The organism is Dialister sp., assembly GCF_047832375.1.
Classification (GTDB): Bacteria; Bacillota; Negativicutes; order Veillonellales; family Dialisteraceae; genus Dialister.
Window position 1 is genome coordinate 2,505,374 of the sequence record NZ_CP181256.1, and the last position, 12,633, is coordinate 2,518,006.

The 12,633-nt window shown below is 56.1% G+C and carries 6 protein-coding genes and 1 pseudogene; 4 read left to right on the top strand and 3 right to left on the bottom strand.

All coding sequences use genetic code 11. The features are described 5' to 3' along the window. Positions 1-862: 862 nt before the first annotated feature. From ACFWUL_RS10000 to ACFWUL_RS10010, 3 genes are all read right to left on the bottom strand, one after another. Positions 863-2,140 carry a TRAP transporter large permease gene (locus tag ACFWUL_RS10000; RefSeq protein WP_416177173.1) on the bottom strand — a complete coding sequence of 426 codons (1,278 nt, stop codon included), beginning with the start codon at positions 2,138-2,140 and terminating at the stop codon, positions 863-865. Then, complete coding sequence (locus ACFWUL_RS10005) at positions 2,141-2,650, bottom strand: TRAP transporter small permease subunit (RefSeq protein ID WP_297022487.1); 510 nt, start codon at positions 2,648-2,650, stop codon at positions 2,141-2,143. Between the two features lie 412 nt (positions 2,651-3,062). Continuing rightward, positions 3,063-4,127 carry a DctP family TRAP transporter solute-binding subunit gene (locus ACFWUL_RS10010; protein ID WP_297022484.1) on the bottom strand — a complete coding sequence of 355 codons (1,065 nt, stop codon included), beginning with the start codon at positions 4,125-4,127 and terminating at the stop codon, positions 3,063-3,065. Positions 4,128-5,153: 1,026 nt separating this feature from the next. On the opposite strand from ACFWUL_RS10010, the gene ACFWUL_RS10015 reads away from it, so the two are divergent. The 4 genes and pseudogenes from ACFWUL_RS10015 to ACFWUL_RS10030 all read left to right on the top strand — a co-directional run bounded on the left by ACFWUL_RS10015 (position 5,154) and on the right by ACFWUL_RS10030 (position 12,360). Beyond that, positions 5,154-6,875 (top strand): ABC transporter ATP-binding protein, encoded by a 1,722-nt coding sequence (locus ACFWUL_RS10015; RefSeq protein ID WP_416177174.1) that lies wholly within the window; start codon positions 5,154-5,156, stop codon positions 6,873-6,875. 927 nt (positions 6,876-7,802) lie between these two features. Further along, the gene (locus ACFWUL_RS10020) at positions 7,803-9,455 is read left to right on the top strand and encodes an ABC transporter ATP-binding protein (protein ID WP_416177175.1); all 1,653 of its coding nucleotides are present in this window, start codon (positions 7,803-7,805) and stop codon (positions 9,453-9,455) included. 502 nt (positions 9,456-9,957) lie between these two features. Then, a pseudogene (gene dcuC / locus ACFWUL_RS10025) lies at positions 9,958-11,325 on the top strand (C4-dicarboxylate transporter DcuC). 12 nt (positions 11,326-11,337) lie between these two features. Then, positions 11,338-12,360 (top strand): nucleoside hydrolase, encoded by a 1,023-nt coding sequence (locus tag ACFWUL_RS10030; RefSeq protein ID WP_416177176.1) that lies wholly within the window; start codon positions 11,338-11,340, stop codon positions 12,358-12,360. The last annotated feature ends 273 nt before the right edge of the window (positions 12,361-12,633 follow it).

The following is a 12,633-nucleotide window of genomic DNA, read 5'->3' on the forward strand; positions in this document are numbered from 1 at the left end:
TGTAGAAGGGTTGCACCCCACAGGGGAAACGACTCACTATGATTTGTGCGTCGCTGGCGCTCCTTCAAATCATGTTCGCTGTGCATCGCTTCGCTCAAGGGGCAACAGCGCCTGCGGCGCTGAGGATTGGGGATTGCCGCAGAGCGGCAATGCTTATAAAATCAGCGTTACGGATTCACCTATCTGCATCATACGTCATGAAAAGCATTACGTCGATCAGCCACCTCCGGTGGCTTTCCCCCCTTTGGTGCCTTACGGCACCGCCTTCCCGCCCCGCTGGGAAGCGTGTCACTTGATTCTCAGTCGTCTACGACTCCCTGCGAATCAAGTTCCCTTGCCACCGCTGAGCGGTGGGACAATAAAGATCCGCAAGGCAGTCCTTTCATAAGCAGCTCACAGCATAACGGAGCTTTATAGTGCCCCCGCTTGCGGGGGAAAGGTGGTGGCGCCAGCCACCAAAGGGGGAATGTATTTCCACGCCCGCCAGGGCGGTTGGCCTGTTTTCCCTCGCCCGCAGGGCGGTTGTATGGTTTTCGCCGCCTAAGGCGGTATAAAAAATGGCGCCGAAGGCGCCGTACCTCGCCAGCGCAGCGATACTATATACCTCCCGAGGGCGGAAGCCCGGAGCCCGTCCGGGAGGCGTCAGCCGGTCCCGGACAGAACCCTTGGCGCCCAGGGCCGAAAGGCCCGGCGGCGCCATCAACCCTCACGCCCGTAAGGGCGTGTCAACCTTCGAGAATACTGGAAAGCACCGCCCCGATCCCGATCCCGACCGCGCCACAGGCGCCTGAACCCTCAAGCCTCCAATCTATCCATGCAATCAAAAAAACCGGCACCACTGTGTCGGTTTTTTTGATTGTCCTTATTTCAGAACGGAAGGCAGCCAGGTGGCGATGCCGGGGAAGACGCAGAGCAGCGCGATTTCAAGAACCATAATCACCGCAAAGGGAGCGGCGCCGGAGATGATGTCCTGGATGGAGCTGTCTTCGCTGATGCCTTTGATGACGAAGAGGTTCATGCCTACGGGAGGCGTGATGAGGGCCAGTTCCATATTAATGAGGAGCACTACGTTGAACCAGATGGGGTCAAAGCCCAGGGCTTTGATAACCGGGTAGAGCATAGGCAGGGTAATAAGGATGATGGAAACGGTTTCCAGCACGCAGCCCAGGATGAGGAGGACGATATTGATGCCGATGAGGACGATCCATTTATTGAAGTGGCCTTCGGTGACAAGGGCCATGAGGGCCTGGGGTACCTGGAGCACGGTGAGGATGTAGCCGAAGAGCATGGCGCCTACCATGATGGCAAAAATCATGCAGGATGTCTTGATGGTGGCGCGGAGGATGGCGGGCATGTCCTCAATGGTAATGCTGCGGTAAATGAAGAAGGTAATGATGAGGGCATACACCGTGCCTACAGCTGCCGCTTCGGTAGGGGTGAAGATGCCGGTGTAGATACCGCCGATGATGATGACCGGAAGGAGAAGGCCCCAGATATTTTCGCGGAGGGCTTTCATCTTTTCTGCATGGGTGGCTCTTGCTTCCCGGGGCTTATTCCAGGAGGCAAAGACGATATAGGCCACGAAGGCCAGGGTCAGGAGGGCCCCCGGTACTACGCCGGACATGAAGAGCTTGCCCACGGACTCATCGGTGATGGTGCCGTAAAGAATCATGGGGATGGATGGCGGAATGAGGATGCCCAGGGTGCCGCCGGCAGCTACGGAGCCCACCACCAGTTTCCGGTCGTAGCCCCGTTTCAGCATTTCCGGAATGGCCATGGCGCCGATGGTGACGGCGGTGGCCACGGAGGAGCCGGAAATGGCGGCGAAAATGGCGCAGGCAAAGATGGTGGCAATGCCCAGGCCCCCGGGGAGGTGGCCCATCCACTTGCTGCCTAAATCGAAGAGTCCGCTGCCCACCCGGCCGGTGAGCATGATCTGGCTCATGAGGATATAGAGGGGCACTGATGTCAGTACATAGGAGTCCAGTGTCTTGAACGCAATCACCGGTACCTGGGACAGGGTGGACATGTCCACGAACTGGATGATACCCAGGATGCCCGCCAGGGACAGGGTGAAGGCCACCGGCATGCCGATGATGAGGAGGACAATGATAAACAGTGCAAATCCGAGCAGTACCATTTATTTTTCCTCCTTTCCGTCAGCGAAGAAATCACCGAGGAGATGGTTGATGATTTCCAGGAAAAGCAGCACAAAGCCGATGACCATGAAGGTCTGGGGAATCCACAGGGGTACCCGGAGCAGGGACGGGGAGACCACTCCCATGGCCTTGCTCATGAGCATGTAATTGGTGGACTCCGTCATGCAGACGTACATGACGAAGAGGGAAAGGATGGATGTAATGATGTCCAGTCCCTTCTGCACTTTCCTCGGGAACCTTCCATAGAGAAAATCCACGCAGATATGGCCGTTTTTCCGCATGGTGTAAGCCATGCCGAAGAACCCGGCCAGCACGAGGCAGTAGGTGGAAATCTCCATCACCCACACCGTGGGATGGTGGAAAATACTGCGGGCAATGATTTCGTAGCAGATCATGAAGGCTGTCAATAAAATGGCAAGCCCCGCAATGGCAGCGGCGGCATTGGTAATGACGCCGAGAATCCGATCATATAAATGGTAAATAGAACGCACAGGACAGCCCTCCTTTGTATGTGACATTGGTTGAATTAATCAGGAATGCGGAATGAGAAATTAGGAGTGAGGAGTGAGGAGTGGTGGTGCGCCGCATCAGAATACAGAGCGGCGCAGCTTTTGAATTCCACCACAGATCAGCGGGCTTACGGATAGCGCCATCAGGAGCAGGGCAGCTAGCTGCTAGCTATTAGCTTTTAGGAAAGCTCGATGGCCTACGGCGTTAGAAACTGTCGGAAGCAATGTACAGGATGCGCCGCAGGCCGGCCAGCTTTCCTGGCAGCTAACAGCTAGAAGCTAGAAGCCCCCACCCGTTCGCACGTACGCCTAGCCATACAAGCGCCGCAGGCTGACCGCCTAGATGCTAACAGCTAGAAGCCCCCGCACAGATGACTCGACCACCAGCCCCCGCTCAGTCCTTCGCAGCGGCGCTGGCTTTCAGGCAGTCATCCACCAGTTTCTTGCCGAAGTCACCCTGTTCCTGTTCGAATTTCGCAACTACAGGAGCGGTGGCTTCCTGCCACAGATGGATTTCATCCTTCGGAATCACGTACACATCCATGCCTTTGGCTTCCAGTTCCTTCAGGCACCGTTCATCTTCTGCCTTTGTTTCCTTACGGATTTCATCCTGGATTTCCTTGGCCGTATCGGTGATGATCTTCTGCTGTTCCGGTGTCAGTTTCTTCCAGGAGTTGTCGTTCATGGCTACCAGGAATTCCACGTAGGAGTTGTTGGTGACCGTGAGATACTTGGCCACTTCGTAGATCTTACGGGACAGGATGGCGGTCTGGCCAGAGGACTGGCCGTCGATGGTGCCGTTCTTGATGGCCATGTACACTTCGGAGGAGCTCATGGTCGTCGGCGATGCGCCCAGGGCCTGGATAATGTCGGCGGAGGTTTCCGAGTAGGAGCGGATCTTCATGCCCTGGAAATCTTCCGGTTTCTCGATTTTCTTCACGTTGTTGCAGAACTGTACGTAGCCGTAGTCCGCCCAGATCAGCGGATGGACGCCCTTCTTTTCCATTTCCTGGTCCAGGGATTTGCCCAGGTCTCCGTCCAGTGCATTATCTACGGCGGAGTAGGAAGTGAGGACGAATGGCATGTCCAGTACCTTCAGTGCCGGTACCACCATGGACCACCGGGCGGTGGAGTTCATGCCGATATCCAGGCCGCCGCTCATGAGGGCGTCATTCATGTTCTGGTCGTTATAGAGCTGGCCGGCGGGGTACATCTTGATTTCGATCTGGCCCTTGGACCGTTCCTGCACTTCCTTGGCGAATTTTTCTACGCTCTTGGACAGATGGTGTTCCGCCGGGAGCTGGTAGGCCATCTTCAGTTCGACTTTCTGGCCATTACCGGAAGCGGCAGCGGGCTTCTTATCGCCGCCGGACATGCCGCAGCCTGTCATGATGCCCATGACCGCAAGGGCAGCTAAACCTGCTAAAACTACTTTGTGACTTCTTTTGAACATACCCATAATAAGTTCCCCCTTTGGAATAATCATTGTTTCCCTGAACCGCTTCATGCACCGAGGGGTACGTTCCTTCCATACTGCAAAAAACGCCCTGATTGATAAAAATCAACCAGGGCGTAACACCTACGCGGTACCACCTCGCACTATACTCTAAGGCCCCTAACGATGCCACTCGCCATATCCTACTCTGTTCAGATATGGAACTCCCGGACGACTCTGTGAGGACCTCCTGCTGCCTTTCACCATACGGCAGCTCTCTGCAAGGAAACCGATTCACTCGCTTCCGTTCTTCGTCTTTTCTGTGCTGTGAAGCTGTATTCAATATTTGAAGTTGGAAATAGTATACATGCCTTGGGGCCGTTTGTAAAGGGGAAAGAGAAAATTTTAGTATGATAGAGAAATTGCATGCTAACGGATAGCGTCACGAGCCTTGAGCTTTGAGCCTTGTGCCTTGAGCTGTACAGCCGCTTCGCGGCGCGTGTCCTATGGCTAAGTGTCGTGCGTCCCTGTGGGGGCTTCCAGCTTCTAGCGGCTAGCTTTTAGGAAAGCTCTACAGCCTACAGCATGAATAGCTGACGGCAATATCAGCCAGGAAACGCCGCAGGCGTTACCCCTCAGCCACTTGAATGCTTACAGCTGTCAGCTTACCGCTCACAGAGAATCAGCCGCTTCGCGGCATCCATCCTGCGGCTTTGCCGCGGCCCTTCTCTAAGGGCCTGCATGGGTACGGATTGTCCCACATGGAATGTTAGCCCTTCTATCGAGACAACCGTTAAAAGCGTGCCCCCTTGGAGAAGGGGGCGGCCCGAAGGGCAGGGGATGGATCCGCCTCAAAGAGGCGGAATCTGCAGCGCAGATGATTTGTCTAATGTCCTCCCCAATCCATACTGCGGCGAAGCCGCTGGACCTCAACTCTCAACTCTCAATTCTCAAATCTTTCCCTTTCCCACAATTTATCATTTCTTTACGACACGCCTACTGTATGCCGTTTTATAATGAAAGCAAATTCCCCCTTAAGGAAGTGAACCTATGAATCAAAAGAATGGCCCCGACCGGGTGGCCTACTATTTCCTGAAAGAAAAGAAAATCCTTGCCGTCACCACGGTGAGCGGCCTCCTGTACAACGTGGGCCTCGTGCTGGCGCCCTGGTTTGAAGGGCAGCTGGCCCAGTATATCGCCGATATTCTTGGCGGCAGCCGGATGGCAAAGGACCTCATCCTCCTATCTCTCGCCTACGTGCTTTCCATATTCTTCGTACAGGCCATGCGGTACGTGAAGCGGCTCTACGTGCGGCGCTTTGCCAACGAGACGAGCCTCCTCATGAAGCAGGTCATTTACCGCCACCTCATCCGGCTCCCCCGGAAAAAGCTTCTGGAGAAAGGCACCGGCAGCCTCATGACCCGGGTCATTTCCGACGTAGATGCCTGCGTAGAGGGCATGCGAAAATTCACCACGGAAATCTTCGACACCGGCGTGGTCATGGTGGCCTATGTGGCCATGCTGCTTTACTACGACTGGCGCCTTACGGTGCTGGTGCTCCTCTTCCCCCCTGCCGCCTACATCCTGGCAGGGAAGCTGAAGAAGGTCATCACCACCGCCGGCAGGCTGTCCAAGGAATCCGCCGGCCGCCTGTCCTCCGCCACGGTGGACCGCATCCGGAATGCCCTGACCTACCGCATCTTTGGGGAAGAAAAGGCCCAGAACCACCGGTACGAAGACCACCTGGTGGACTATGAAAAGAAAATGATCCGCTCCAACCTTTGGGAAAATACCATGGAGCCCTTGTACCAGGTCATCGCCATGACCGGTGCCATTTTCATTCTCTGGCTCGGCGGCAAAAATGTGATGGGCATCGGCTGGACAGACTGGAATATTGCTGCCTTTGCCACCTTCCTGTCCTGCTTCACCCACCTGGCCGTGAAATCCTCCCATGCCGCCCACCTGTTCAACGCGGTACAGAAGGCAGAAGTTTCCTGGGCCCGGATCCATGGGTACCTGTCAGACATTCCCGGAGAAGACCTGAAAGCCGCCACACCGGATATGCTATCTGTAAAGAACGTTTCCTTCACCTATCCCGGCGGTGAAAAGCCGGTCATCCGCGATTTCTCTCTCACCGCAAAGCCCGGAGAAATCATCGGGGTCACCGGGAAAATTGCCTCCGGGAAATCCACCCTGGGCCGCCTGTTCCTTGCCGAATCCCCCTTCGCCGGTTCCATCACCTGGGGCGGCAGGGAACTGGGAAAAGAAATGGACCCGGCAGGCCTTGTTTCCTACATGGGCCACGACCCGGAACTCCTTTCCGCCACCATCGAAGACAATATCCGCCTCGGCAGGCCGGGGAACCTGGAAGAAGCCCTCCACGGGGCGGACCTGGAAAAGGATATCGCCTCCTTCCCGGAGGGTATCCATACGGCCATCGGCGAAGGGGGCATCCGCCTCTCCGGAGGCCAGCAGGCCCGCATCGCCCTGGCCAAGGCCCTCTACCACCGCCGGCCCCTGGTGATCCTGGACGATCCCTTCGCCGCCGTGGACTACGCCACCGAAGACCATATCCTTGCCCGCATCCGCCCTCTCCTGAAAGATTCCATTGTCCTCCTCATCTCCCACCGCCTCCGCTTCTTCCCCTCCCTCTCCCAGGTCCTCTGGGTGGGACCGGAAGGAAAAGTGGACACCTCCACCCATGAGAAACTCATGGAGACCAATGGGGAGTATCGGAAGATGTATACATTACAGAATAGAGTTGAGAATTGAGTGAAGAGAATTGAGGTCCCGCGGCTTCGCCGCAGTCTGGCATGCTGTTGGATAGAGTCACCGGCATGGGGTTGCTAGCTTCTAGCTGTTAGCGTCCAGGAAAGCTGGTCCGCCTGCGGCGCTTCCCATCCGATATTTTCGCCAGCCATTCGCGCCGTAGGCTGTAAATCTTTCCTAGTGATGCGTCTCAATCACATTTGGGATAATGATTAACGCTGACTTGAGTGCATTATTACATTTTCTTTCCGTCATTAAATACATTTGACTCTATCCCTAACTCGTCATCTCGAGCGGTGGCAAGGGAACTGGATTCGCAGGGAGCCGCAGGCGACTGAGAATCCAGTGACACGCTTCCTCCGGTGGTAAGCACCGTAATGAAGTGAAACGTAAGAATAGAATGTGAGAAAGAGTCGAGAGATCTCTCAGAAAAATGCCTCTGACGGTCTTACAATGCCGACAACGGTTGCAAAGCCCTGTATTCCCGTACGCAAGAAAGATTTCTCGACTCATCGTAGCTGTAGCGATTTTTACCTGCACAATCACTTTGCATGCTACCACCGCTCGAAATGACGTTATTTGGGGGAGAGTTTCCACTTGCAAATCTATCACTAAGTTATCATACAATTAAGCAATCATTAGCACAAATGTGATTGAGACAAGACACTAGAAGCTAGGAGCTAGCAGCTAGAAGCCCTCATGCGTTTGACTCTGCCCAACAGCATGCCAAACCGCCGCGCAGCGGCTATACAGCTCAAGGCTCAAGGCTGAATGCTCAAGGCTCGTGACTCTATACGTAACCATGCCAAACCGAAAAAAATATAAAAATTTGCGGCGCTATATGAATTGTGCGCCGCACCACCATTCCTCATTCCTAATTTTCCACTAACTCACTAACTCACTATCCCACTATTTCCCAAAGGAGTCATCATGAAACCATCCGGTCATACCTTAAAAGGCATCATCCTCTCCGCCGCTGCCATGGAGCCCCGGCTCACGGCCTGCCTGCTGGCGGTGATCCTGGTGTCCCTGGTGCTGGGGGTCCTGCCGCCCCTCATTCTCCAGCGGGCCATCGACAGCCTCACTGCAGGGAGCGCCACCGCAAAGGGCCTGCTGCTCCTGGGGCTCCTGTACTTCGGCCTCACCGCCCTGTCGGGACTGGCAGATTCCGCCAAGGAATCCTACATCACCGTATTCGGCCAGAAAGTGACCCACCACATCCGCACGGTGATGGCGCAAAAACTTTCCCGCCTGCCCGCATCCTACTACACCACCCACGAAGGCGGCGCCGTGGCGTCCCTCTTCGTCAATGACGTGGATACCATTGAGGACCTCTTCGACTCCGGCATCATCAGCATGGCCGCCGATGCATTGAAAATCATTTCCATCCTCATCACCGTATTCTTCCTGAGCCCCGGGCTTTTCCTGCTCCTCCTCATGGCCCTGCCCCTCCTTTTCCTCCTCACCAGGGCATTCCAGAAGCGCATGCTGGCCGCCCAGGTGGAAAACCGGAAAGCCGTGGCAGGAACCAATGAAATCATTCCGGAAACCATGCACACCATCCGCACCATCCGCCTCACGGGAAGCGAAGAATTCATGGAACGCCGCTACGGCGCCTCCATCCGCCGGAGCTTTTCCGCCATGGAAAAGACAAATTTCTACGACTCCATCTATTCCCCCATCATCCTCACCACCAGTGCCTTCCTCATCGCCCTCATGTGCATTCTCTCCGTCAGCGGCACCGATTTCACCGCCCTCTTCGGCATGACCGCCGGCACCGCCGCCGCCCTCATCGCCTATGTGGACAAGGTTTTCTCCCCCCTCCAGAGCATGGGCATGGAAATCGAAAACATCCAGTCCGCCATGGCCGGGGCCCATCGGATCCGGGAATTTCTGGGGGAAAAAGAAATGGACATTCCTGAAGAGTCCCCGAAAGAGACAGCCTCCCTGCCCCTTTCCATTTCCCACATGACCTTTGCCTATGACGGGGACCATCCCCTGTTCCATGATTTCTCCCTCACCGCCAGGGCCGGAGAAAAAATCACCATCGCCGGCCGCACGGGCAGCGGCAAAACCACCCTTTTCAAGCTCATCTGCGGCCTCTACGAGCCAACGGAAGGCACCATCACCGTCTTCGGCCAGCGCCCTTCCACCATCCCGCCGGAGGACCGCCGGAAGACCTTCGGCATCGTGAGCCAGTCCTACCCCATGGTCCAGGGCACCGTACGGGACCAGATCACCCTCGGCGACTCCCGGATAACGGGAGAGGACATAGAGCGGGCTCTCCGCCTGGCCGGGCTCTATGACAGCTGCATGAACCTGCCGGAAAAGCTGGATACCCCCTGCACAGAGGGCCTCTTCTCCCAGGGCGAATTCCAGCTCCTCGCCATCGCCCGGGCCCTGGTCTTCAATCCGCCCCTCCTCCTCTTAGACGAAATGACTGCCAGTCTGGACTCTCTCACTGAAAAGAGGGTCATGGCAGCCCTGGACCGGGCCTCCTCGAAACGTACGGTCCTTTCCATCTCCCACCGCCTCTACGAACAGCAGGGCGGACGGATTGTGTGGATTGGGAAAGAGGAATAGAGTGGGGTAGTGAGATTGGGATAGAGTGAGACAGTGAGATAGTGGGTTAGTGGGTTAGTAGGTTAGTGGGTTAGCAGGTTAGCGGGGCAGGGTTGCGGCCTTCGGCCAGGGGTGGTACAGCGCACCAATTGTATTGCGCCGCTGTTTTGTATATAGCCGGTTGCGTGCTTGCGGATAGGGTCGTTTGCGGGGGAGCTGACGGGTGGCTGGGCGCCCTGTGAACGTGCAGGGGCTTTTAGCTTCTAGCGGCTAGCTTTCAGGAAAGCTGATTCGCCTGCGGCTAATGAGTAGCTAGTGGTTGATATCTGGTAGCTCGGGCACCAGCTGCTTCGCAGCAACCCACCCACCGCAAGGCGGTCCCCCCTCCCTTGCAAGCAAGGGAGGGTTAACTCTTTTCGGCGAAGCCGCGGGACCTCAACTCTCAACTCTCAAATCTTGCCGCGAAGCGGCATATCTCCCCATTGACGGCAATTGACCGTCTTTTTTTATGGAGGAGGTTCCCATGTTTGACTGGTTTCTCATCGGTCTCACCATTCTTTTCGCCGTGATGGTGGCCCGGCTTATACTGAAGAAGTATAATGCCATTTTCGTGTTCTTTGCTTCGGGCATCGTGATTCTCATGGCTGCCAGCCTTCTGACAGGTACCCCCATCCTGCCCAAGGGGTCCCTGGGCAATGTATTCCTTGATACCTTTGGCTTTCTCACGGCCACCTTCAAGAAGAACATCGCCGGCATCGGCACCCTGATCATGGTGGTCACCGGCTATGCCACCTACATGAAGCACATCGGTGCTTCCACGAAGCTGGCCTTCACCGCCAGCCATCTCCTCGGCGGTATCCGGAACAAGTACCTTCTCCTGTCCGCCTTCTACCTCGTAGGCATGTGCCTGAAACTGGTGCTCACGAGCCAGGCAAGCCTGGCGGTACTCATGCTGGCCACCGTATTTCCCGTATTCATTGCCCTGGGCATCCGGCCCATCACCGCTGCCTCGGTACTGGCCCTGCTCTGCCTGGACTACGGCCCCAATGATGGCAGCACCCTCTTCATGTCCACCGTGGCCTAGATGAACGTGGTGGAAATGTTCCTGGACTACCAGTCCAAGGCGGCCCTGGCCATCATTCTTGTCACTGCCGTCCTCATCCCTTTCTATTACCGGTACATGGATAGAAAAGACAGCCTCCACCCCGAAGAAGAGGGCGAAGTATCGGAGTCCCGGGAAATCGAAAATCCCGATGTGCCTTTCTTCTACATTTTCCTTCCCCTCATTCCCCTGGTCATCGTCTTTGCGGACTACTTCATTCCCGGCACGAAAATCGACGTGATTACCGCCAATTTCATGGGCTTTGCCTTCACCTTCCTCTGCGAATTCATCCGCCGGAAAGACCGGAGTGCCATTCCCTCCGACATGGTGGTCATCCTGAAGGGCATGGCAAACGTCTTCGTTTCTGTGGTGTCCATCATCATCTCCGCCTCCGTCTTCGCGGAGGGCATTAAAATCCTGGGCGGCATCACCATATTCACCAATATGATTTCCGACATGCAGGGAGCTGCGGTGATTATCATGATTCTTCTCACCGGCATTACCTACCTCTTCGCTATCATCATGGGCAGCGGCGCCGCCCCCTTCTTTGCCTTCGGGCCCCTGACGCCGGCAGTAGCCGCCAAGCTCTGTGTGCCTACCCTCACCCTGCTGCTCCCGATGGAACTGGCCACGTCCATCGGCCGGGCTTCGTCGCCGGTGTGCGGCGCCCTCATCGCCATTGCCGGCACCGCCGGTATCACCCCCATCCGTCTGGCGAAGCGGACAGCGCCCCTTCTCTTCATTATGCTGCTGGTCGACATGACCGCGTCCTATATTTTTACGATTTAAGGAGAAATGAAATTGGTAAAAAAAGTAATCCTCGACTGTGACCCCGGTTCCGATGACGCCATCGCCATCATGCTGGCCATGAAAGATCCTTCCATCGACCTTCTGGCCATTACCACGGTGAACGGAAACCGCATCGTTCCCAAGACCACGGAAAACGCCCTGCGGGTGGTACAGTTCATGAAATCCAAGGTCCCCGTGTACCGGGGCTGCGAAAACCCTATTTTTTGCAATGAAATCCCCGGAAGGAAGCCTGGCCTTCCCCGGGTCACCCTGAACGACTGCCACGGTGATTTCCTGCCCCTTCCGGAAGCCCGCATTACCGCCGAGAAGGAGCACGCCGTCTTCTTTCTGGTGAAGAAGCTCATGGAGTCGGACGGTGATATTTCCCTGGCCTCTGTAGGACCCCTTACTAACATTGCCATGGCCCCCCGCATCGAACCGGGGATTGCCGGGAAAATCAAAGAAATGGTCATCATGGGCGGCGGCCATACCGGCGCCAACGCCAGCGCCGCTGCGGAATTCAACTTCTACGCCGACCCGGAAGCCGCCAAAATCGTAATGGACTCACCCATTCCCAAGGTCATCCTTCCCCTGGATGCCACCTGGCGGGCCTGCATCACGGAAGAACAGAATAAGGAACTCAAGGCACTGGGTACACCGGAAGCCCTCTTCGCCTCCACCATGGTACAGAAGCGGATCGACAACCTCAAAGTAAACGATGTGTCGGACCATAACTACCAGCTCCGCCACACCCCGGGCACCGTGGCCTCCACCCTCCTCTACCGCTACGACAACGACCGGGCTCCCATCCACGACGCCCTGGCCATTGCCTACCTCATCGATCCCACGGTAATCACGGAACTGGCGGACGCCAACGTGGACATCGATACCTATGGCGGTCCCTGCGACGGCCGCATGGTGGCGGACTTCCACAACACGAAGAAATTCCGGGACCCCATCACTGCGAAGGTGGCCCTGAACGCGGATGCGGAAAAATTCGTGGATATGCTCTTCCGGAATCTGGGAAAGAAATAAAAAACAAAATAAAACCATGGGATTTCCTGTCATTGGAAATCCCATGGTTTTATTTTATGCTTGATTGGGCAATGGCCGTGGGAACGGGCGGAGGCTTGAGCCTTGAGCCTTGGGCCTTGAGCCGGTCAGGCCCTTTGGGCCGATGACGAATGGGCGAATGAGCGGCTGAATATATGGGGGCTTCCAGCTGTTAGCGGCTAGCTTTCAGGAAAGATGATCCGCCTGCGGCGCTTCCATTAATCCATCCTGCGGCTTTGCCGCGCCCCTTCTCCA